Genomic DNA, 21,915 nt, shown 5'->3' on the forward strand with positions numbered 1-21,915 from the left:
GAGATCGCTTGCGAGACCAGGAGACCTACGTTTCCATCCCCGACGACGAGCTCGACACCACCACCGGCGAATACGAGCTCTCCGAACGGCAGGCACTGCGACGGGTCCCCGGTCTCTCCACCGAGCTGACCGACGTCACCGAGGTCGAATACCGACAGCTCCGGCTGGAGCGGGTGGTGCTGGTCGGCGTCTGGACCGAGGGCACCCAGGTCGACGCGGAGAATTCCCTCACCGAGCTGGCCGCGTTGGCGGAGACCGCCGGCTCGCAGGTGCTCGAAGGGCTCATCCAGCGACGCAACCGCCCCGACCCGGCGACCTACGTCGGTCGCGGCAAGGTCGACGACCTCAGTTCGGTGGTGCTCTCCGCCGGCGCCGACACGGTGATCTGCGACGGCGAGCTGTCCCCGTCCCAACTGCGCAACCTGGAGCAGCGCACCAAGGTCAAGGTGGTCGACCGCACCGCGCTGATCCTCGACATCTTCGCCCAGCACGCCAAGAGCAAGGAGGGCCGGGCGCAGGTCGAGCTGGCCCAGCTGGAATACCTCCTGCCCCGGTTGCGCGGCTGGGGCGAGACGCTGTCCCGGCAGACCGGTGGGTCGGGCCGGGGCGGTGGTGCCGGCGGCGGCGTCGGTGTCCGTGGCCCCGGTGAGACCAAGCTGGAGACCGACCGGCGGCGCATCCGCCACCGCATCGCCCGGCTCCGCCGGGAGATCAAGGCCATGCGGACGGTACGCGAGACCAAGCGCGCCCGGCGCACCCGCAACGCGGTGCCCGCGGTGGCGATCGCCGGCTACACCAACGCCGGAAAGTCCAGCCTGCTGAACCGCCTGACCGGGGCGGGCGTGCTGGTGGAGGACGCGCTGTTCGCCACGCTCGACCCGACCACCCGCCGGTCCACCACGTCCGACGGGCGGGTCTACACCCTGAGCGACACCGTGGGCTTCGTTCGGCACCTGCCCCACCAGATCGTCGAGGCGTTCCGCTCGACGCTGGAGGAGGTCGCCGAGGCGGATCTGGTGGTGCACGTGGTCGACGGTGCCCACCCCGATCCGGAGGAGCAGGTCCGGGCCGTCCGCGAGGTGCTCGGCGAGGTCGGCGCCGATCGGCTGCCCGAGCTGCTGGTGGTCAACAAGACCGACGCGGCCGACGAGGAGACCCTGCTCCGGCTCAAGCGGCTCTGGCCCGAGGCGGTATTCGTCTCCGCACACCGCGGTCGCGGCATCGACGAGCTACGCGAAACGATCGAGCGGCGGCTGCCCCGCCCGGCGATCGAGGTGCGCGTGGTGCTGCCGTACGACCGGGGCGACCTGGTGGCCCGGCTGCACCGGCAGGGCGAGGTGCTCAGCACCGCCCACCTGCCGGAAGGGACGATGCTGCACGTACGGGTCAACGAGGCGCTCGCGGCCGAACTGGCCCCGTACCACGACACGGCGCAGGCGGCCCGTATCACGCGGTGATCGCCTGCGGTGACCGCACCGCCGCGTCACCCGATGGAAACCTGCGGCATGCGACACTTCTTTCATGCTCCGCACTGTTTCCTCCGTCACGGTTGCCCTCGGCCTGGTCGGGGCCACCGTGGCGGTCACCGGTGCCGCGCTCGCCGCGCCCGGCTCGACACCCGCCAAGGCAGCGTCTTCCGTGGCTGCGGCCTTCCCGGCCGCCGTTGTGGGGCCGCCGGTCACGGCGGCGGGCAAGAAGCAGTGCTCGGTCACCGACTCGCGGCTGCGTGAGCTGTCCGGCCTGGTGGCGACGAAGAACGGCTACATCGTCGTCAACGACAGCAGCGAGCAGAACGACCGCAAGCAGGTCTTCTACCTCAACAAGGACTGCCAGGTCGTCCGCGAGGTCCCCTACTCCGGGGCGGGGCCGTTCGACACCGAGGATCTCGCCGTCTCGCCGGACGGCAAGACGCTGTGGATCGCCGACACCGGCGACAACGTGACAAGCCGCGAGCGCCGCGAGCGGGTGGCGGTCTGGAGCATGCCGATCGGCGGCGGCAGTCAGCCGAAGCTGCACCGGCTGTCGTACCCGGACGGCAAGCCGCGCGATGCCGAGGCGCTGCTGATCGGCGACGACAAGCTGCCGGTGATCATCACCAAGGTCACCGCCGGCAAAGCCGAGATCTTCACGCCGGACGGGGCGCTCAAGACCGGTAACACCGAGCCCGTGCCGATGAAGAAGCTCGGCGACATCGAGCTGCCGAGGACGGACACCGAGAACCCGCTGAGCACCTTCGGCCGGGTCGCGATCACCGGTGCGGCCCGATCTCTGGACGGCTCACGGGTGGTCCTGCGCACCTACGCCGACGCCTTCGAGTACGACGTCCAGAACGGCGACATCGTCACCGCCCTCACCACTACCACCCCCCGGGTCACCGCCCTCGCCGACCCGTTCGGCGAGGCGATCGCCTACTCGACCGACGGCAAGACGTTCCTGACCGTCTCCGACGCCGGCCACCTGGAGGACGACGACCCCGTCAACATCCTCAGCTACACCCCCTCCACCGAAGGGCCGAAGGACCTGGCCGGTGATGCCGACGCGGCACAGAAGACCGGGCAGTCGTTCCTCGACGGGCTGACCCCGACCGACATCATGTACCTGATCGCCGCGGTCGGCGTGCTCGGAGCCCTGCTGGTCGGCGCGGGCATCTTCGGCATCCTGCGCGCCCGCAAGCGCCCGGCCTCGGCCGGCAGGAACCGCGACGGCGACGATGACGGCGCTGCCGCGAAGCGCAAGGGCGACGGATTCGGCTCGGCCCAGGACCGGGGCCGTGGCGGGGTGTACGGCGGGGCGGCGGCCGGTGGCGTCTACGGGGGCGCGCCGGCTGGCGAGCGGCCCGGCGGTGGCGCACGCCCGGGCGGCGGCGTGTACGGCGGCGGTGGCCGACCGGCCGCCGGCAACGGTGCTCGCCCGGGGCAGGGCGGCGGCGTCTACGGCGGTGGTGGCCGGCCCGGCGGTGAGGGTGCTCCCGTCTACGGCGGGAGGCCGGGCGGTGGCCGACAGTCCGGTGGCGGTGGACGCCCCGGCGGTGGGGTCTACGGCGGCAATGGCGCACGCGGCGGCGGGCAGCCCGGCGGGGGAGGGCGCGCGGAGCCACCCCGGCGTGGTGGTCCGGCCGAGCCGGACTACCGGGGGCGACGCTCCTCTCGGTACCGGGAGGACGACGGCGAGCCGTACGGTCAGGTGCGCGGTGGCAACTACGGCTACCGGGGCGACCGGTACTGATTTGACGACCGGTACTGACCTCGGGCCGGTACCGGTCGCCGCAGACCGCCGAGTCAGATGCGGCGCAGCACCGCGACCACCCGACCCATGATGGTGGCGTCATCGCCGGGGATCGGATCGAAGGCCGGATTTTGCGGCATCAGCCAGACGTGACCGTCGCGTCGGCGGTAGGTCTTCACGGTCGCCTCGCCGTCCAGCATGGCGGCGACGATCTCACCCGAGTCCGCGGTCGGCTGTTGCCGGACGACCACCCAGTCGCCGTCGCAGATCGCCGCGTCGAGCATCGAGTCACCCTTGACCTGGAGCATGAAGACCTCGCCCTCGCCGACCAGCTCGCGCGGCAGCGGGAAGACATCTTCCATCGACTGCTCGGCGAGGATCGGTCCACCGGCGGCGATGCGACCGAGCATCGGGACGTAGGCCGGGGTGGGTCGCTGGGAGCGGGTCAGCTCGTCGTCGACGTCGTTCGGGGAGCGGACGTCGACCGCCCGTGGGCGGTTCGGGTCGCGTCGGAGAAAGCCCTTCTTCTCCAGCTCCTTGAGCTGGTAGGCGACGCTGGACGGGGAGACCAGCCCGACCGCCTCACCGATCTCGCGCACGCTCGGCGGGTAGCCGTGACGCTCCACCCAGGTGCGGATGAAGTCCAGGATGCGTCGCTGCCGGGCGGTCAGGTCGACCGTCGCCGGGTCGGGGAAACTGCTGACCACCGGGGTCACCGGGCGCACGGTCGGCTGACCGGAGCGGGCACGGGTGACACTCCGGCGTCGGGCGGCCGGGGGGCCCGCCTCGACGCTCTGCTGCGGGCTCTGTGGCCGGTTGGCCCGGTCCTCGGTCACGTCCGTCCTCCCTGGTCGGCGCTGAGTGCCTCGGCGGCTCGTGGTGCGCACGGTGATCTGCTGGCCGGTGGGTCGACCATGGTCACCTCCGGCTGTTCATGACCGTATAGGTGAGATCGGTCTTTTTCAAACATCTGTACGACCTTCCACCGCGTGTCGATGCGGAAAATCAGCACGGCTTCCGCCCCGTACTGATAAATAGTACGGGTGTTCGAGTGGATGGGAATTGTCAATGCTCCCGCCCGACGGGGTGGTAACCGGTGCGGCCGGGTTCGCGTTGGGTTCTCCGGTTGCGGAGAACGGGTGGTGCGGGTGAGGTCTGAGGTGACGCGCCGGACACGCCGGCCAACTTGACCCCGGATCGCCGGCGACATACGGTCAACCCCTAGATGTAGTAGTCACATGGGCGTAAGTTGCCTACAGGTTGGGTTCGACTACCGACCGCACTCCCGTACCGCCAAGCTGGCGGCCATCCTGCGGGGATGGCTCCGGCTTACCGAGGCGTGCCCGGAGCGCGGGCGGGCGGACCTGTGGTCGATCAAGGAGGTCGGGCGATGCGGTGTCCGTACTGCCGGCACGCCGACTCCCGGGTGGTCGACTCGCGCGAGGCCGACGACGGCCAGCTGATCCGGCGGCGGCGGTCCTGCCCCGAGTGTGGCAAGCGGTTCACCACGGTCGAGGAGGCGGTGCTCGCCGTGGTCAAGCGCAGCGGCGTGACCGAGCCGTTCAGCCGGACGAAGATCATCGGCGGGGTGCGCAAGGCGTGCCAGGGTCGGCCGGTCGACGAGGATTCGATCGCGCTGCTGGCGCAGCGGGTCGAGGAGACCGTCCGGGCCAAGGGGGCGGCCGAGCTTCCCAGCCACGAGGTGGGGCTGGCCATCCTGGGTCCGCTGCGGGACCTGGACGAGGTCGCCTACCTGCGGTTCGCCAGCGTCTACCGGTCGTTCGACTCGCTCGCCGACTTCGAGCGGGAGATCGAGACGCTACGGGCTGCGGCGCGGGCCCGAGAGGCTGCCGGTGCCGAGCCGGCCAGCGCGCAGTGATTTTTCAGCAGTACCAGTGACAGTCGGATCGCGCGGCGGGCCCGCGCGGACGAGGGGGCGGATGAGATGCCGGGGGACGGTGTGACGACAAGTAGGTCACGAAGCAAGGCGGGCGCGGGGCTCAAGGTCGAGCGGGTCTGGACGACCGCGGGGGTGCACCCGTACGACGAGGTCAGCTGGGAGCGCCGCGACGTCGTGATGACGAACTGGCGGGACGGCTCGATCAACTTCGAGCAGCGGGGCGTGGAGTACCCGGAGAGTTGGAGCGTCAACGCGGCCAACATCGTGACCACCAAGTACTTCCGGGGCGCGGTGGGGACCCCGGAACGCGAGTGGTCGCTCAAGCAGTTGATCGACCGGGTGGTCACCACCTACCGCACCGCCGGCGAGGAGTACGGCTACTTCGCCTCCCCGGCCGACGCCGAGGTCTTCGCGCACGAGCTGACCTGGATGCTGCTGCACCAGGTGTTCAGCTTCAACTCCCCGGTCTGGTTCAACGTCGGCACGCCCTCACCCCAGCAGGTCAGCGCGTGTTTCATCCTCGCCGTCGACGACTCGATGGACTCCATCCTGGACTGGTACAAGGAGGAGGGGCTGATCTTCAAGGGTGGCTCCGGCTCCGGGGTCAACCTGTCCCGGATCCGTTCCTCCCGGGAGTTGCTCTCCTCCGGCGGCACCGCCTCCGGTCCGGTCAGCTTCATGCGCGGCGCCGACGCGTCCGCCGGCACCATCAAGTCCGGCGGTGCCACCCGTCGCGCGGCCAAGATGGTCATCCTCGACGTCGACCACCCGGACATCGAGGAGTTCGTGGTCACCAAGGCGCGCGAGGAAGACAAGATCCGCGCGTTGCGCGACGCCGGGTTCGACATGGACCTCGGCGGTTCCGACATCGTCAGCGTGCAGTACCAGAACGCCAACAACTCGGTCCGGGTCTCCGACGAGTTCATGTCGGCGGTGGAGAGCGGCGGCAGCTTCGACCTGCGCGGCCGACTCGACGGCGCGGTGATTGACACCGTCGACGCCAAGAACCTGTTCCGCACCATCTCCAAGGCCGCCTGGGAGTGCGCCGACCCCGGCCTCCAGTACGACGACACCATCAACGACTGGCACACCTGCCCGGAGACCGGCCGGATCACCGCGTCGAACCCGTGCTCGGAATACCTGCACCTGGACAACTCCTCGTGCAACCTGGCCTCGTTGAACCTGATGAAGTTCCTCCGCGCCGACGGTGGCTTCGAGGTGGAGAAGTTCGTCAGGTCGGTCGAGCTGGTCATCACCGCGATGGACATCTCGATCTGCTTCGCCGACTTCCCGACCGAGAAGATCGGCGAGACCACCCGGGCGTACCGGCAGCTCGGCATCGGCTACGCCAACCTGGGCGCCCTGCTGATGGCCTCCGGCCTGCCGTACGACTCGGACCAGGGCCGCTCGCTGTCGGCCGCGATCACCTCGCTGATGACCGGCACGGCGTACCGCCGCTCGGCCGAGCTGGCCGGCATCGTCGGCGCGTACGACGGTTACGCCCGCAACGCGGAGCCGCACAAGCGGGTGATGCGCAAGCACGCCGCCGCCAACGACGAGATCAAGCCGTCCGGCACGGTGGCCACCGCGGTGGTCCGCGAGGCCACGAAGCAGTGGACGCTCGGCAACAAGATCGGTGACAAGAACGGCTGGCGCAACTCCCAGGCCAGCGTGCTCGCGCCGACCGGCACCATCGGCCTGATGATGGACTGCGACACCACCGGCGTGGAGCCGGACCTGGCGCTTGTCAAGTTCAAGAAGCTGGTCGGCGGCGGCTCGATGCAGATCGTCAACCAGACCGTGCCGCGCGCCCTGCGCTCCCTCGGGTACCCGGAGGAGCAGGTCGAGGCGATCGTCGAGCACATCGCCGACCAGGGGCACGTGGTGGACGCCCCCGGCCTCAAGCCGGAGCACTACCCGGTCTTCGACTGCGCCATGGGCGAGCGTTCCATCGCGCCGATGGGTCACGTGCGGATGATGGCGGCGGTCCAGCCGTTCATCTCCGGCGCCATCTCCAAGACGGTCAACATGCCGGAGCAGGCCACCGTCGAGGACGTCGAGAAGATCTACTTCGAGGGCTGGAAGCTCGGCCTGAAGGCGCTGGCGATCTACCGGGACAACTGCAAGGTCGGCCAGCCGCTGTCGGCGGCGAAGAAGAAGGCCGCCGAGCCGGAGGCGACCACCACCGCCGTCGAGCCGGTGGTGGAGAAGGTCGTCGAGTACCGCCCGGTGCGCAAGCGGCTGCCGAAGAAGCGCCCGTCGGAGACGGTCAGCTTCTCCGTCGGCGGCGCCGAGGGTTACCTCACCGCCTCGTCGTACCCGGACGACGGTCTCGGCGAGGTCTTCCTCAAGATGTCGAAGCAGGGCTCCACTCTGGCCGGCGTGATGGACGCCTTCTCGGTGGCCATCTCCATCGGCCTGCAGTACGGCGTTCCGCTGGAGACGTACGTCAGCAAGTTCACGAACATGCGCTTCGAGCCGGCGGGCATGACCGACGACCCGGACGTGCGGATGGCCGCCTCGGTGATGGACTACATCTTCCGTCGCCTGGCACTGGACTTCCTGCCCTACGAGCGCCGCGCCGAACTGGGCATCTTCACCGCTCAGGAGCGGGCCGCCCAGTTGCGGGCCGAGGCCGAGGCGGAGGCGAACGGCACCGACCTCACGGCCATGGCCGCCTCCGCTCCGGTGGAGAGCAAGCCGGAGGAGCCGAAGGCCGGCCCGGTCGCCCAGCCGGCCCAGGAACTCGCCGACGTCGCCGCGGTCAAGCCGGCACCGTCGGTCGGTTCCAGCACCGAGCTGCTGGAGGCCGTGATCGGCAAGGCCGCCGACGCGCCGCTCTGCTTCACCTGCGGTACGAAGATGCGCCCCGCCGGTAGCTGCTACGTCTGCGAAGGCTGCGGCTCCACCAGCGGTTGTAGCTGACCCGAGTACGCGACGAGCCCCGGGCGGAGCACCGTCCGGGGCTCGTTCGGCTCCTGGCACCTTGGAGCGGAACCGCCCTCCCAGGGGTACTTTCGTACCAAGACTGGTCGAGCCGGCGCTTCATGGGATGGATTCGGTAGCGAGGTGTCCGCGCAGCTCGATGGCGAGGGTGTCCATGTCGGCCTCGGGGACACGCTCGTCGGGTGGCGCGTGGAGGTAGGCGAAGGCACGCGGGCCTCGGCGGTCGAGTGGGATGTCCGCCGGGCGCGGCACCACGTGGAAGTGGACGTGCGCGAAGCCGGCCTGTTCGGCGTACTGCATGACGTAGGTCTTCACGCAGCCGGTGACGGCGGTAAGCGCCCGGGAGAGCCGGACCTGCCAGGTGCCGAGGCTCGCCGCCTCGGCGTCGGTCAGTTCGGCTATCGAGGTGACGTGCCGGCGGGGCACGAGCACCAGCCAGCCGGGCAGCCGGCTGTCGAACGCGTGCACCACCCGCCAGTGCTCGTCGGCGTCGACGCGTTCCCGTGGCGGCAGCGTGTCGAACCGCTCCTCGCTACGACACACATGGCAGTCCACCCCCGCACCGTATCGAGCGACGACCACGGGATCTTGGCGCGAAACCGCCCTCGGAGGGGCAGCTTCGCACCAAGATCTCGTGACGAGCGGCGGCGATGAAGGTCACCGTTCTCTGGGAGCGGATTGTTGCGATGATCGGGTCATGACGATCGCTGAGCGCTACGTCAGGTTCGCCGAGCGCGAGGCGCGCGGGGTCTCTCCCTCGTACGAGCGGCTGGCCCGCTCGGTGTCCGGCGACGAGGAACTGCTCAGTCTGCTCGGCACCCTGCCGGAGGCTAAGCAGCAGCCGAACCTGTTGTTCGGGGTGGTACGCCTGCTCGGCGGCCCGGTCGACGAACCGGCCGCGTTCCGTGACTACACGCTGGCCAACTGGTCGACGGTCGAGGCGGAGATCCGCACCCGGGTCACCCAGACCAACGAGGCCGGCCGCTGCGCCGTACTGCTGCCGTTGCTCGCGGCGCTGCCGCAGCCGCTCGCGCTGCTGGAGGTCGGTGCCTCCGCCGGACTCTGTCTCTACCCGGACCGGTACGCCTACCGTTATGCCGGCAGGACACCCGGTGGTCACCTGATCGGCGCGGGGGAGCCGGTGCTCGATTGTGTGGTCACGAACCTGACGCCGCCGGACCACCGGCCGGAGGTGGTGTGGCGGGCCGGCCTGGACCTGAATCCCCTCGACGTGACCGATCCCGACGACGTGGCGTGGCTCGACGCCCTAATCTGGCCGGAGAACGAGCACCGCCGGGACCGACTGCGGGCGGCGGCGGCCGTCGCCGCCGCCGACCCGCCGCTGCTGGTGCGTGGCGACCTGGTCGACGACCTGCCGGCGCTGGCCGCGCAGGCACCGGCCGACGCCACCCTGGTCGTCTTCCACACCAGCGTGCTCTACCTGGTGCCGGCGCCGCGCCGGACGGCCTTCGCTGAGACGGTACGCGGGCTGCCCGGTCACTGGATCTCCAACGAGGGGCCGAGCGTGCTGCCGTATGCCGCGCTGCCGCAGCCACCGACCGATGCGCACCTCAACGTGCTCGCGCTCGACGGGCAGCCCCTGGCCTGGACCCGCGGGCACGGTCAGGAGATCACCTGGTTCGGTTAGCCGCCACGGCTGCGCTGGCCGTCGGCGGAGCAGGTGGTCCCGCAGCGACCAGCCACCGGTCAGGCACCAGAGCGCGATGACCGGGTCGCAGATCGCGCAGCCGACGAACCTCGCCCACCCCGCACGTAGCGCGTCGATCTTGCACTTTCTGTCGGGACGAAGTGGCTGAAGACGGCCATTTCGGCGACCACAAGTGCATGATCGACGGGCAGGGGTGGGGAGCTTCAGGGGGTGGGCTCGGATAGGCGGGTGGTGAGGAAGTCGCGTTCGGCGTCGTTGTCGACCAGTTCCAGGGCATCCCGGTAGGCCTGGGCCGCCTCGGCGTCGCGGCCCAGTCGGCGCAGCAGGTCGGCCCGGATCGCCGGCACGTAGTGGTAACCGGCCAGTCGCGGGTCGCGGGCGAGGGCGTCGACCTCGGCGAGCGCCACGCCGGCTCCGTCCACCATCGACACCGCCACCGCCCGGTTCAACGCGACCACCGGTGAGGGCCAGCGGTCCAGCAACGCGTCGTAGAGTCGAACGATCTGCGGCCAGTCGGTCGCCTCGTAGCTGGGCGCGAGGGCGTGCAGTGAGGCGATGGCGGCTTGGAGCGCGTACCGGCCGGTCCGTCCGGTGCGGAACGCGTCGAGCACCAGGCGGTGTCCTTCGTCGATGGCGTCCCGGTCCCAACCGGAACGGTCCTGGTCCTCCAGCCGCAGCAGCCGGCCCCTGGCGTCGGTACGGGTGGTCCGGCGGGCGTCGGTGAGCAGCAGCAGCGCGAGCAGCCCGCGTACCTCCGGTTCGTCGGGCAGGAGGGCCGCCAGCATCCGGCCCAGGTGCAGCGCCCGGTCGACCAGGTCGGCACGGACCAGGTCGCTGCCGGTGGGCGCGGTGTGTCCGGTGGTGTAGAGCAGGTGTACGACGGTGAGCACCGCGTCGAGCCGTTCGGGCAGTTCGGCGGCCTCCGGGACCCGGTAGGGGATCCGGGCGGCGGCGATCTTCTTCTTGGCGCGGGTGATGCGTGCCGCCATGGTGGGCTCGGGGACCAGGAAGACGCTGGCGATGTCGGCGGTGCTCACCCCGCAGACCAGGCGCAGGGTGAGCGCCACCTGCGCCTCCCGGGCGAGCGCCGGATGACAGCAGGTGAAGACCAGGCGCAGCCGGTCGTCCGGCACGGCCACCTCGTCCGGGACATCCGGTTCTGCCTGGTCCGGTTCCACGAGCAGGGGCAGTTTGGTACGCAGCACCTGCCGCCGGCGCAGCACGTCGAGAGCCTTGCGCCGGGCGGTGGCGGTGAGCCACGCACCGGGCCGGTCCGGTACGCCGTCGCGGGCCCAGGCGCCGAGCGCGGCCACGTACGCCTCCTGGACGCTCTCCTCGGCGAGGTCGAAGTCACCGGCGACGCGCGCCGTGGCGGCGAGTACGAAGGTCCACTCGCGGCGGTGCGCGTCCGCGACGGCCCGTTCGACCTCGGCGGTCGTGGCCGGCCCGACGGTGCGCTCGCCGTCGCTCACTCGGCGGGCGGCTGGAACAGCGGCCGGACCTCCACCCCGCCGTGGATGGTGGCCGGGTTCAGCTTGGCGATCTTCACAGCGGTGTCCGGGTCGGGTGCCTCCAGGACGAAGAACCCGGCGACGACCTCCTTGGCCTCGATGAACGGGCCGTCGGTGACGAGGTCGCCGCGTACCGCGGTGGCGGTGGTGCTCGGTTGCAGCGCGAAGCCCGTCACGATCTGCCCGCCCAGTTCGGCCACCTGCGCGGGATACCGCTCCAGCAGGGCGACGTAGTCGGGGGTGAGGTCCATCGGGTCGGCCGGTGCCGGCGAGTAGATCAGGACTGCGTACTGGGCCATGAGGTCTCCTTCATCGACTTCATCCTCTGTCCCGCCAGTGGACGGGGCCAGCGCGGATCGACGCCGCCGGGGAAAACCTAGACTGCCGGTGATGAGCGAAGAACGACGGCCCCTGGCGGCCCGGCCACTGACCGAGCCGCACCCGTCGCGGTTGCCGCTCGATCACCCAGGCCGGCAGCGCATCCTCAGCGTGCACGCCGCCGCCCTCGCCGCCGGTGACGCCGGCTACCTCGACCCGGACACCGGGCTGTTCGTCCTCACGGCCGGGTTCCTGGCCCGCCGCGGCACCTGCTGCGGCCGGGGCTGTCGACACTGCCCGTACGTCAGCTGAGCGACGGGGTCAGGCGGCGGCGACGAAGACCCGGGAGGCGATCTCACGGGGCAACCGGACGCTCTCGCCGGAGCGGTCGATCGACACGGCATCGCGCTCCTGCGCCACCGTCACCGTGGCACCCGGGTCGACGCCGGCTGCGTGCAGTTGTCGGAGCACCTCGGCGTCGGTCTGTACGCTCTCGCAGATCCGCCGTACGACGACCGTGCCGGTCAGGCCGGGGAAGGCCAGGTTGCGCTCGCCGTCAATCGGCTCGGGCTCGGCCAGGCCGGGCGAGCCCAGCTCGTCCAGGCCCGGGATCGGGTTGCCGTACGGCGACCGGGTCGGCCGGTTGAGCAGGTCGTAGACCCGCTTCTCGACCGCGTCGCTCATCACGTGCTCCCAGCGGCAGGCCTCTTCGTGGGCCTCCTCGTAGGGCATCCCGATCACGTTGACCAGCAGCAACTCGGCGAGCCGGTGTTTGCGCATCACCGATACGGCGGTGCTGCGCCCCTGCTCGGTGAGGCTGAGGTGCCGGTCACCTTCGACGGTGAGCAGACCGTCGCGCTCCATCCGGGCGACGGTCTGACTGACCGTGGGGCCGCTCTGGCGCAAGCGTTCGGCGATCCGGGCGCGCAACGGAGGCACACCCTCCTCCTCGAGTTCGAGGATCGTACGCAAGTACATTTCGGTCGTATCGACCAGGTCGTGGGACTTCATGGTGTCAGCGGCCCTCCAGCCTTGATGGTACCCTCCCGCGCCCCGGACGTCTGTCGCCGAACCGTCGGGCATGTCACTCATGGTGTTGACTGTCGGCCATGTCTGCTACAGAGGATCTCCTGGTCGAGCCCGAGCGGCTCGCCGCCGAACTCGACGGTGCCGACCCGCCCACCCTGCTCGATGTCCGCTGGCGCCTGGCCGGGCCGCCCGGGCGGGACGACTATCTGGCGGGGCACCTGCCGGGCGCCGTCTTCGTCGACCTGGACACCGCGCTGTGCGGCGCACCCGGCCCGGCCGGGCGGCATCCGCTGCCCGAGCCGGACGATCTGGAGGCGGCGTTGCGGGCGGCCGGTGTGCGGGCGGGTCATCCCGTGGTGGTGTACGACGGCGGCGACGGCATGTCGGCGGCCCGCGCCTGGTGGACGCTGCGCTGGGCGGGGCACCGACCGGTCCGGTTGCTGCACGGCGGCTACCCGGCCTGGACGGCGGCCGGCCTGCCGGTCAGCACCGATCAACCTGCTCCGGCGCCGGGCGACGTGACCGTCCGTCCGGGAGCCCTGCCGGTGCTGGACGCCGCGGCTGCCGCGCGCCTGGCGGCCGGCGACGGTGTCCTGATCGATGTGCGGGCCGCGCCCCGATACCGGGGCGAGCACGAGCCGATCGACCCGGTCGCCGGCCACATCCCCGGCGCGGTGAATCTGCCCGCACCCGAGTACGTCGCCGAGGGACGCTTCCCGGCTGCGGAGGCGCTGCGGAGCCGCTTCGCCGTTGTCGGCGTGGCCGCCGAGGCTCCGGTCGGGGCGTACTGCGGTTCCGGGGTGACCGCGGCCCAGGCCGTGCTCGCGCTGCATCTGGCCGGCCGCACGGACGCCGCGCTCTACGTCGGCTCGTGGAGCAACTGGGTAGCCGACCCGGACCGACCGGTGGCCACCGACGCCTGACCGGTCCGACGCCTGATCGGCCGCGTCGGTGGTGCGGCGGGTGTCGACCCGGGGCGGCCCGACCGTCGGCAGCCCGGCGACGCGCCGCCGGCCGGCCATCGTGCGACCATGGGTAGATGTCCGACGACACGGTGGTGGTGTGGGACGAGTCGCTGCTCGCCTACGACCTCGGTGACCACCCACTCGATCCGGTGCGGGTGGAGTTGACCATCGCCCTCGCCCGGGAACTGGGCATCCTCGAACGGGCCGGGGTGCGGCTGGTGCCGCCGGTGCCCGCCGACGCCGCCCTGCTCACCCGGGTGCACGACCCGCGCTACCTCGACGCGGTCCGGATCGCGCCCCGCGACCCGCTCTTCGCCGGGTTCGGTCTGGGCACCTCGGACAATCCCGTCTTCGACCGGATGCACGAGTCCAGTGCGCTGGTCGCCGGGGCGAGCGTGATCGCGGCCGAGGCGGTGTGGCGGGGTACGGCCCGCCGGGCGGTCAACGTCGCCGGTGGCCTGCACCACGCGATGCCCGCCCGAGCCGCCGGGTTCTGTGTCTACAACGACCCGGCGGTGGCCATCGCCCGGCTGCTCGACCTGGGCGCGGAGCGCATCGCGTACGTCGACGTCGACGTGCACCACGGCGACGGGGTGCAGCAGATCTTCTGGGACGACCCACGGGTGCTGACGGTCAGCCTGCACGAGACCCCGCTCGCCCTGTTCCCCGGCACCGGTTTCCCGGACGAGACCGGCGGCCCGAACGCCGCCGGCACCGCGGTCAACATTCCGTTGCCACCCGGGGTCGAGGACGCCGGTTGGCAGCGTGCCTTCCACGCGGTCGTGCCATCGGTGCTGCGGGCGTTCCGCCCACAACTTCTGTTCACCCAGTGCGGGGCGGACGCCCACCGCGTCGACCCCCTCGCCGACCTGCACCTGTCCGTCGACGGTCAGCGTGCCACCTACCTGGCGTTGCGGGCGCTCGCCGACGAGTTGTGCGACGGGCGCTGGGTGGCCACCGGCGGTGGCGGGTACGCCCTGGTCGAGGTGGTGCCCCGGGCCTGGACGCACCTGCTGGCGGTGGCCACCGGCACGCCGCTGGACCCGGCGACGCTGACCCCGCCGGCCTGGCGGGAAATGGCCACGGCCCGTCGGCCCGGCTTCGACGTGCCGCTGCGGATGACCGACGACGTCGACCCGGGCTACGAGCCGTGGCAGCCCACCGGGGAGCCGAGCGCGGTGGACCGGGCGATCGCGGCGACCCGGAAAGCGGTCTTCCCGCTGCTCGGCCTCGATCCCCACGATCCGCGTGACTGACTGAGCCGGCCGGGGAGGGCCGACCGAGGTGACCACAGCCGAACACGCCGTGGACGTGCTGCTCAGCGACGGCAGCACGGTCCAGTTGCGACCGATCGAGCCGTCCGACGCGCCCGAGATCGTGGCGATGCACTCCCGGTTCTCCGAACGCACCCGCTACCTGCGCTACTTCTCGCCGTACCCACGGATCCCGGAGCGGGATCTGCACCGCTTCGTCAACGTCGACCACCGCGACCGGGAGGCGTTCGTGGTGCTGGCCGGCGACCGGATCGTCGCGGTGGGCCGCTACGAGCGGCTCGGCCCGCAGTCGCCGGACGCCGAGGTGGCCTTCGTCGTCGAGGACGCCTACCAGGGGCGGGGTATCGGCTCGGTGCTGATGGAGCATCTCGCCGACGCCGCCCGCCGGGCCGGGATCGTCAACTTCGTGGCCGAGGTGCTCCCGGCCAACGGGCAGATGCTGCGGGTCTTCGCCGACTTCGGGTACCAGATCCAGCGTCAGTTCGCCGACGGGGTGGTGCACCTCAGTTTCCCGATCGCGCCCACCGAGGCGACCCTGGAGGTGCAGCGCGGACGTGAGCACCGCACCGAGGCGCGCTCCATCGCCCGGCTGCTCGCCCCGCGTGGCGTCGCCGTCTACGGTGCCAGCGCCACCGGCCAGGGTGTCGGCGCGGCGGTGCTCGGGCATCTGCGTGACGGCGGGTTCACCGGGTCGGTGGTGCCGGTGCACCCGAGTGCCGCGCGGGTGGCCGGGCTTCCCGCGTACCCGTCGGCGGCCGATGCCGGGCTGCCGGTCGACCTGGCGGTGGTGGCGGTGCCCCCGGAGGCCGCCGCCGCGGTCGTCGCCGACGCCGCGGCGGCCGGGGTGCACGGCCTGGTCGTGATCTCCGCCGGCTTCGCCGAGGCCGGCGTCGAGGGTGCCGCCGCGCAGCGTGCCCTGGTCCGCGCGGCCCACGCTGCGGGCATGCGGGTGATCGGCCCGAACTGCCTGGGGGTGGCCAACACCGACCCGGGCGTACGCCTCAACGCCACCCTCGCCCCGCGCCTGCCGGTGCCGGGCCGGGTCGGCATCTTCAGCCAGTCCGGCGCGTTCGGCGTGGCACTGCTGGCGGAGGCGGACCGGCGGGGGCTCGGTCTGTCCAGCTTCGTCTCGGCCGGCAACCGGGCCGATGTCTCCGGTAACGACCTGTTGCAGTACTGGCAGGACGATCCCGGCACCGACGTGATCATGTTGTACCTGGAGACCTTCGGCAACCCGCGCAAGTTCGCCCGGCTGGCCCGGCGCATCGGCCGGGACAAGCCCGTGGTGGCGTTGGCCTCACCGGCCCGCCCGCCGGGAATGGGTGACGTCGCCGGCCCGGACTCCACGGCGGTCAGCGCACTGTTCGCCCAGTCCGGGGTGATCCGGGTGGACACCGTCGGCGAGCTGCTCGACGTCGGGGTGCTGCTGGCCAATCAGCCGCTGCCCGCCGGTGACCGGGTCGGCGTGGTCGGTAACTCCTCCGCGTTGACCGGGCTCGCGGCCACCGCCTGCGCAGCCCAGGGGCTCTCCGTCGCCGACGGCTACCCGCGTGACGTCGGGCCGAGGGCCAGCGCGGCGGAGTTCGCCGAGGCGCTGGCCGGGGCCGCCGCCGACGACTCGGTCGACGCGCTTGTGGCGCTCTTCGCCCCGCCGCTGCCCGGCCAGTTCACCGGCACCGAGGCCGACCTCACCGCCGCCCTGCCCGCGGCTCTCTCCGGTGGCAAGCCGGCGGTGGCCACCTTCCTCGTCGGTCGTGCCCCGGCCGGGATGCCCTCGTACCCGAGCGTGGAGGAGGCGGTTCGGGCGCTGGGCCGGGTCACCGCGTACGCGCGATGGCTGCGCCGGCCGACCGGAACCCTGCCGGAGCTGTCCGGCGTCGACCCGGGGGCGGCGCAGGCGGCGCTGCGGGCGGACGACACCGACGTGGCGGCGTTGCTGGCCGCGTACGGTATCGACGTGGTCGAGTCGGTGCCGGCCGCCTCGGTCGACGAGGCCGTCGAGGCCGCCGCTCGGCTCGGGTTTCCGGTGGCGCTCAAGGCCGCGTCCCCGGGGCTGCGGCACCGCCTCGACCTCGGTGCGGTCCGCCTCGATCTGCCGGACGCCGCTGCCGTGCGTCGCGCCTGTTCGGAGCTGGCTGTCGCCTTCGGTGCGGACGTCCTGGTGCAGCCGATGGTGCCGCCCGGGGTGGCCTGTGTGGTGGAGTTGGTCGAGGACCCGGCGTTCGGGCCGGTGGTCGGGTTCGGGCTCGGTGGGGTCGCCACGGAACTGCTCGGCGATCGGGCGTGGCGAGCAGTGCCGCTGACCGACCGGGACGCCGCCGAGCTGGTCGACGCGCCGCGGGCGGCGCCGTTGCTCCGTGGCCATCGGGGTGCCGCGCCGGTCGATCGCGCCGCTCTGGCCGACCTGCTGTTGCGGGTCGGTCGCCTCGCCGACGACCAGCCGCGGGTCCGGGCGCTGACGCTGAACCCGGTGCTCGCCCGACCCGATGGTTTGTCGGTGCTGCACGCGAACGTCCGGATCGGCTCCGCCGCCGTGCCGCGCCCCGACACCGGCCCCCGCCGGTTGTGAGTGGGCTGGCCGGTCAGGCTCGACTGGAGATCTGCTGCACCGCCCAGGCGTTGCCGTCGGGGTCGGCGAAGAAGACGAAGCCGACATTGTCCAGCGGGTCCGGCACCGGGCGCGGGTTCTCGCCGAGCACCTGGATCTCGCTGACCTCGACGCCGCGTTCGAGCAGCTCGGCGCGCGCCTTGGCCAGGTCCGGTACGACGAGTTGCAGGCCCTTCAGCGACCCCGGTGGCATCTGCGGCACGGCGCCCTTGCCGATGACGATCGAGCAGCCCGACCCGGGTGGGGTCAACTGCACGATGCGTACGTCGTCGCCGATCACGGTGTCGTGGTCGACGGCGAAGCCGAGCTGGTCGGCGTAGAACGCCTTGGCCCGGTCCACGTCGGAGACCGGTACGACCACCACTTCCAGCGTCCAGTTCATTGCTGTCCTCCTGTTCTCGTCGCCAGCAGTTCGGCGAGTCGGGTGAAGCTTTCGGTGACTCCACGGACCATCGGGTACCGCAGGGCGATGTCGCGTCCTTCGGGGGTGGCGTAGCGCAGCGTCGTGGTGACGGTCGTCCGCCCGGCGAGCTCGGTGAACGTGTGACTGACAAGCGTGTCGCCCGGGTACGACTGGTCGTCGAAGCGTTCGGTGCAGACGAGTTCGTGCGGCGCGGTGATCGTCCGGTAGACCCCTCGCTGGACCATCCGCTGCCCGCCGGGGCCCTGCGACTCGAATTGCCAGCGCCCGCCCACCCGTAGGTCGACCTCGCAGCCGACCAGTTGCCAGCCGCGTGCGCCGTACCACCGGACGAGCAGGTCAGGACGGGTGAAGGCGGCGAACACGAGCCGCGCCGGCGCGTCGAAGACCCGGCTCAGCACGATCTCCCGATCGCCCGGTGTGTCGACCACCAGATGGTCGTCGATCACGGTGCCGCACCGCCGTCCGGCGTGCCGGCGTCACGTTGCCCGTCCTCGGCCGAACGCAGCTCGTCGAGCAGGGCGTCGAGCCGCTGGTAGCGCTCGGCCCAGTGGTCGCGGTAGGCGGCGAGCCAGGCGGTGGCCTCCCGCAGCGGCGCGGCTTCGAGGCGGCAGGGGCGGCGCTGGGCGTCTCGTCCCCGGCTGACCAGTCCGGCACGTTCCAGCACGCGCAGGTGTTTGGAGACGGCCGGCTGACTCATCGCGAAGGGCGCGGCGAGTTCGGTGACGGTGGCCTCGCCGGCCGCCAGTCGGGCGAGGATGGCGCGCCGGGTGGGATCGGCGAGAGCGGCGAAGGTGGCGTCCAGGTCGGTGAGCACGTTGTATAACCTTCCGGTTTGATAACCAAAAGGTTTCTACCGGGTTGGACGCCCGCGCGTCAAGCGGCACACACGCAACGGCCCCGGCGGTACCGCCGGGGCCGATGGCCGAACGCTCAACTCAGCAGGCGTACGCCTCCAAGCGCTGCGCCCGCTCCGGGGCACGCAGCTTGAGCAGGGTCACCTTCTCGATCTGTCGGATCCGTTCCCGGGAGAGGCCGAATTCCCGGCCCACCTCGTCCAGGGTGCGTTGCCGACCGTCGTCGAGGCCGAACCGCAACCGGATCACGGCCTGCTCGCGCTGCGAGAGGGTGGCCAGCACGATGCTCACCTCGTTGCGTAGTTCACCGTGGGTGGCGGCGTCGCCGGGCCCGGCGGCCGGGTCGACGGCGGCGACGAAGTCACCGAGGGCGCTCTCGCCGTCCTCGCCGACAGCCTGGTCCAGACTCACCGGCTCCCGGTCGTACGAGATCAGCTCGATCACCTGGAACTCCGGCACGTCGAGCGCGCGGGCCACCTCGGCGACCGTGGGCTCCCGACCCAGCGACACCGCCAGCTCACGCCGGGCGCGGACCATCCGGTTCACCTGCTCGACCATGTGGACGGGGATGCGGATGGTGCGGGCCTGGTCGGCCATGGCGCGGGTGATGGCCTGTCGGATCCACCAGGTGGCGTAGGTGGAGAACTTGTAGCCCTTGGTGTAGTCGAACTTCTCGACGGCGCGGATGAGGCCGAGGTTGCCTTCCTGGATGAGGTCGAGGAAGGCCATGCCCCGGCCGGTGTACCGCTTGGCGATGCTCACCACCAGCCGCAGGTTTGCCTCCAGCAGGTGGTTCTTGGCGGCCCGGCCCTGCCGCGCGACCAGTTCCAGATCTGCGCGCAGCTCTTCGGAGACCGGTATGCAGGTGCTGAGCTTCTCCTCGGCGAACAGGCCGGCCTCGATCCGCTTCGCCAGGTCCACCTCCTGTACGGCGGTGAGTAGCTTCGTCCGACCGATTCCGTTGAGGTATGCCCGGACCAGGTCGGTGGAGACGCCGCGCTCATCGGTGGCGTCCAGGTCGGTCAGGGTGTCGACGCCGTACTCCGCCTCGGTGCCGGCGTGCGTCCGGTGCTCCGTCATCTGCTGGGCCATCTCAGTCTCTCCCCGTGTCCACGTCCGTGCCGTGTCCGCCGGCCAGTTGCGCCGGTGACAAACAGCTTGGCCGTCGGGGCGTAAAACGGGAGTGAGGCGATCGGGGAACCGACAGTCGCTGAGTCGGCACTCGGCGACGTGCCGGCCCGGCGGTTCGGCCGGCTCGGCTTGTCGACGCCGGTTACCGTGCCAGCGGTCGGCCGTCGGGCCGGCGTACCCGCCCGGATGCGGGCGATCGAGCGACGGAGGCAATCGTGGTGTTCAAACGGCTCATGCAGGCGATGGGAGTCGGTGGTCCGTCGGTGGAGACGGTGCTGTCGAATCCGAACTGCCGGCCGGGCGGCCACCTGGAGGGCAGCATCGCGGTCACCGGCGGTGACCACGGCGTCGACGTGTCCTACGTGGCCCTGGGGCTGCTCACCCGGGTGGAGGTGGAGAGCGGCGACAACGAGTACGCCACCAACCAGGAGTTCCAGCGGCAGCAGGTCACCGGCCCGTTCCGGCTGGAGGCGGGGCAGCGCTACGACGTCCCGTTCCGGTTCGAGGTGCCGTGGGAGACCCCGCTCACCGAGCTGTACGGGCAGCACCTGCACGGGATGACCATGGGTCTGCGTACCGAACTGGAGGTGGCCCGCGCCGTCGACAAGGGCGACCTGGACGCGGTGGCGGTGCACCCGGTGCCAGCCCAGGAGCGCCTGCTGGATGCGCTGCTGCGGCTCGGTTTCCGGTTCGCGCGAGCGGACGTGGAGCGCGGGCACATCTACGGTGTCCACCAGACGTTGCCGTTCTACCAGGAGATCGAGTTCTACCCGCCGCCGCAGTACGCGGGCGCGATGAAGCAGTTGGAGGTCACCTTCGTCACCGACCCCCGGCAAGTGCAGGTGGTGTTGGAGCTGGACAAGCGGGGTGGGTTGTTCACCGAGGGCCGCGACGTCTTCGGTCGCTTCGCCGTCGAGCACGCCTCGGCGGCCAACACCGACTTTGCCGCCCAGCTCGACGGCTGGCTGCGTCAGTCCCTCCAGCGGCGGGGCATGTTCTTCTGACCGGACCGCCGCCCGGTCGGGTCAGGCCCAGCCGTTCCGGGCGGCGTACCAGCCGAGCTGCATCCGGGTCTCCACCCCGGCGATGTCCATCAGGTGGCGCAGTCGCCGTTGCAGGGTCCGCAGCGACAGGTCGAGCCGGGTGGCCACGACGTGGTCGGTGAGCCCGGCCAGCAGCAACGCCAGGATCTGGCGGTCCAGGTCGGTCGGGCCGTCGGCGCCGTCGAGGCCGGCGGCGTCCCCCAGCACGCCGGCGGCGGACACGGTCAGCGGGTGGGCGTGCCGCCACACGATCTCGAACAGCGCGTCCATCGCCGCCAGCAGCCCGGTGCGGTGCAGCAGCACCGCGCCGGGCTCGCCGCCGGGGGTGGTGGTCAACGGCACCAGGGCGAGCTCCGAGTCGGCCAGGATGAGCTTGATCGGCAACGACTCGGCCACCCGTACCTGCACGCCGGTGCGCAGTGACTCGAGGGTCTCCGCGACCACCCCTGGTTCGGCGAGGGTCGGCCGGTCCACGACGACCCGGAACTGCACTCCCTGGCCCACCGCCACCGACTCGACCGCGTTGGTGCCCGGCGGCACGGCGATGAAGGGCATGGTGACGAAGCTCCGGACCTCCGTGCGCGCGGCGTGCTGCACCTGCGCGAACCGGTGCCGCACAGCGTCGACGCCGGTGACCACCTCGATCAGCTCGTCGATCGTGCGCCCCGCCACCGCGCCGCGGTACTCCTCGGCGAGGGTGACGAGCGCCAGCTCCGCGCTGCGCAGCGCGTTGCGTTGCTCGCTGATCAGCGCCCCCAGGGCGACCGCCGGCGGTGCCACCGAGAACTCGGTGTCCGGCCCGGACGTCGCCAGGCCGCAGTCGACCAGTCGCTCCAGTGCCGCGGCCACCACCGCCGCGGGCAGCCGAAGGGCGCCTGCGAGGGCAGCGACGTCGGCCCGCGCCCGCCGCACCAACAGGCCGTAGACCACTTCGTCCTCGGGGCTCAACCCCAGCACGCCCAGCATCGGTGGCTTCCTCCCTGCGCCCATCGCGGCACGGGAAGTATGTGACATGCCC

20 protein-coding genes are annotated in these 21,915 nt (G+C 71.5%); 10 read left to right on the top strand and 10 right to left on the bottom strand.

What is annotated here, in order from left to right:
- The first annotated feature begins 8 nt into the window (after nucleotides 1-8).
- Nucleotides 9-1,457 (top strand): GTPase HflX, encoded by a 1,449-nt coding sequence (hflX, locus tag AB0J93_RS02250; protein WP_363917252.1) that lies wholly within the window; start codon nucleotides 9-11, stop codon nucleotides 1,455-1,457.
- A gap of 64 nt (nucleotides 1,458-1,521) precedes the next feature.
- The gene (locus AB0J93_RS02255; RefSeq protein ID WP_363917254.1) at nucleotides 1,522-3,225 is read left to right on the top strand and encodes a hypothetical protein; all 1,704 of its coding nucleotides are present in this window, start codon (nucleotides 1,522-1,524) and stop codon (nucleotides 3,223-3,225) included.
- A 53-nt stretch (nucleotides 3,226-3,278) separates the two neighbouring features.
- Here the strand turns inward: AB0J93_RS02255 and lexA are convergent, their stop codons facing one another.
- Complete coding sequence (lexA, locus tag AB0J93_RS02260) at nucleotides 3,279-4,061, bottom strand: transcriptional repressor LexA (protein ID WP_363917256.1); 783 nt, start codon at nucleotides 4,059-4,061, stop codon at nucleotides 3,279-3,281.
- Between the two features lie 554 nt (nucleotides 4,062-4,615).
- Here lexA and nrdR point away from each other — a divergent pair.
- Complete coding sequence (gene nrdR, locus AB0J93_RS02265; protein ID WP_363917258.1) at nucleotides 4,616-5,104, top strand: transcriptional regulator NrdR; 489 nt, start codon at nucleotides 4,616-4,618, stop codon at nucleotides 5,102-5,104.
- A 66-nt stretch (nucleotides 5,105-5,170) separates the two neighbouring features.
- Nucleotides 5,171-8,050, top strand: a complete 2,880-nt coding sequence (locus AB0J93_RS02270) for a vitamin B12-dependent ribonucleotide reductase (RefSeq protein ID WP_363917260.1) — start codon at nucleotides 5,171-5,173, stop codon at nucleotides 8,048-8,050.
- Between the two features lie 120 nt (nucleotides 8,051-8,170).
- Here AB0J93_RS02270 and AB0J93_RS02275 read toward each other — a convergent pair whose 3' ends face one another.
- On the bottom strand, nucleotides 8,171-8,626 hold the full coding sequence (locus AB0J93_RS02275; RefSeq protein ID WP_363917262.1) for an HIT family protein: 456 nt from the start codon (nucleotides 8,624-8,626) through the stop codon (nucleotides 8,171-8,173).
- Between the two features lie 142 nt (nucleotides 8,627-8,768).
- Between AB0J93_RS02275 and AB0J93_RS02280 the strand changes: the two genes are divergently transcribed.
- Nucleotides 8,769-9,719, top strand: coding sequence for a DUF2332 domain-containing protein (locus AB0J93_RS02280; RefSeq protein ID WP_363917264.1), 951 nt, complete (start codon nucleotides 8,769-8,771; stop codon nucleotides 9,717-9,719).
- Nucleotides 9,720-9,943: 224 nt separating this feature from the next.
- Here the strand turns inward: AB0J93_RS02280 and AB0J93_RS02285 are convergent, their stop codons facing one another.
- Together AB0J93_RS02285 and AB0J93_RS02290 are read right to left on the bottom strand one after the other, a co-directional pair.
- Nucleotides 9,944-11,212, bottom strand: coding sequence for an RNA polymerase sigma factor (locus tag AB0J93_RS02285; RefSeq protein WP_363917266.1), 1,269 nt, complete (start codon nucleotides 11,210-11,212; stop codon nucleotides 9,944-9,946).
- The gene (locus AB0J93_RS02290; protein WP_363917268.1) at nucleotides 11,209-11,550 is read right to left on the bottom strand and encodes a YciI family protein; all 342 of its coding nucleotides are present in this window, start codon (nucleotides 11,548-11,550) and stop codon (nucleotides 11,209-11,211) included. The genes AB0J93_RS02285 and AB0J93_RS02290 overlap by 4 nt, the downstream gene beginning before the upstream one ends.
- A gap of 91 nt (nucleotides 11,551-11,641) precedes the next feature.
- Between AB0J93_RS02290 and AB0J93_RS02295 the strand changes: the two genes are divergently transcribed.
- Nucleotides 11,642-11,881, top strand: a complete 240-nt coding sequence (locus AB0J93_RS02295) for a DUF5522 domain-containing protein (protein WP_363917270.1) — start codon at nucleotides 11,642-11,644, stop codon at nucleotides 11,879-11,881.
- A gap of 9 nt (nucleotides 11,882-11,890) precedes the next feature.
- On the opposite strand, the gene AB0J93_RS02300 is transcribed toward AB0J93_RS02295, so the two are convergent.
- The gene (locus AB0J93_RS02300; protein ID WP_363917272.1) at nucleotides 11,891-12,580 is read right to left on the bottom strand and encodes a metal-dependent transcriptional regulator; all 690 of its coding nucleotides are present in this window, start codon (nucleotides 12,578-12,580) and stop codon (nucleotides 11,891-11,893) included.
- Nucleotides 12,581-12,678: 98 nt separating this feature from the next.
- Between AB0J93_RS02300 and AB0J93_RS02305 the strand changes: the two genes are divergently transcribed.
- From AB0J93_RS02305 to AB0J93_RS02315, 3 genes are all read left to right on the top strand, one after another.
- Nucleotides 12,679-13,521 carry a sulfurtransferase gene (locus AB0J93_RS02305; RefSeq protein ID WP_363917274.1) on the top strand — a complete coding sequence of 281 codons (843 nt, stop codon included), beginning with the start codon at nucleotides 12,679-12,681 and terminating at the stop codon, nucleotides 13,519-13,521.
- 116 nt (nucleotides 13,522-13,637) lie between these two features.
- Complete coding sequence (locus tag AB0J93_RS02310; RefSeq protein ID WP_363917276.1) at nucleotides 13,638-14,819, top strand: acetoin utilization protein AcuC; 1,182 nt, start codon at nucleotides 13,638-13,640, stop codon at nucleotides 14,817-14,819.
- Between the two features lie 28 nt (nucleotides 14,820-14,847).
- Nucleotides 14,848-17,406 carry a GNAT family N-acetyltransferase gene (locus AB0J93_RS02315; protein WP_363917278.1) on the top strand — a complete coding sequence of 853 codons (2,559 nt, stop codon included), beginning with the start codon at nucleotides 14,848-14,850 and terminating at the stop codon, nucleotides 17,404-17,406.
- A gap of 13 nt (nucleotides 17,407-17,419) precedes the next feature.
- On the opposite strand, the gene AB0J93_RS02320 is transcribed toward AB0J93_RS02315, so the two are convergent.
- The 4 genes from AB0J93_RS02320 to sigB all read right to left on the bottom strand — a co-directional run bounded on the left by AB0J93_RS02320 (nucleotide 17,420) and on the right by sigB (nucleotide 19,815).
- Nucleotides 17,420-17,827 carry a VOC family protein gene (locus tag AB0J93_RS02320; RefSeq protein ID WP_363917280.1) on the bottom strand — a complete coding sequence of 136 codons (408 nt, stop codon included), beginning with the start codon at nucleotides 17,825-17,827 and terminating at the stop codon, nucleotides 17,420-17,422.
- Nucleotides 17,824-18,315: an SRPBCC family protein gene (locus AB0J93_RS02325; protein WP_363917282.1), complete on the bottom strand. Its 492-nt coding sequence runs from the start codon at nucleotides 18,313-18,315 to the stop codon at nucleotides 17,824-17,826. Before AB0J93_RS02325 ends, AB0J93_RS02320 begins: the two co-directional genes overlap by 4 nt.
- Nucleotides 18,312-18,683, bottom strand: coding sequence for a metalloregulator ArsR/SmtB family transcription factor (locus tag AB0J93_RS02330; RefSeq protein WP_363917284.1), 372 nt, complete (start codon nucleotides 18,681-18,683; stop codon nucleotides 18,312-18,314). Before AB0J93_RS02330 ends, AB0J93_RS02325 begins: the two co-directional genes overlap by 4 nt.
- Before the next feature lie 121 nt (nucleotides 18,684-18,804).
- The gene (gene sigB, locus AB0J93_RS02335; RefSeq protein ID WP_363917286.1) at nucleotides 18,805-19,815 is read right to left on the bottom strand and encodes an RNA polymerase sigma factor SigB; all 1,011 of its coding nucleotides are present in this window, start codon (nucleotides 19,813-19,815) and stop codon (nucleotides 18,805-18,807) included.
- A gap of 254 nt (nucleotides 19,816-20,069) precedes the next feature.
- Here sigB and AB0J93_RS02340 point away from each other — a divergent pair, with 254 nt between their 5' ends.
- Nucleotides 20,070-20,858, top strand: a complete 789-nt coding sequence (locus tag AB0J93_RS02340) for a sporulation protein (RefSeq protein WP_363917288.1) — start codon at nucleotides 20,070-20,072, stop codon at nucleotides 20,856-20,858.
- 21 nt (nucleotides 20,859-20,879) lie between these two features.
- On the opposite strand, the gene AB0J93_RS02345 is transcribed toward AB0J93_RS02340, so the two are convergent.
- Nucleotides 20,880-21,863, bottom strand: a complete 984-nt coding sequence (locus AB0J93_RS02345; RefSeq protein ID WP_363917290.1) for a transcriptional regulator TrmB — start codon at nucleotides 21,861-21,863, stop codon at nucleotides 20,880-20,882.
- Between the last annotated feature and the right edge of the window lie 52 nt (nucleotides 21,864-21,915).

The organism is Micromonospora sp. NPDC049374 (assembly GCF_040677165.1).
Classification (GTDB): Bacteria; Actinomycetota; Actinomycetes; order Mycobacteriales; family Micromonosporaceae; genus Micromonospora.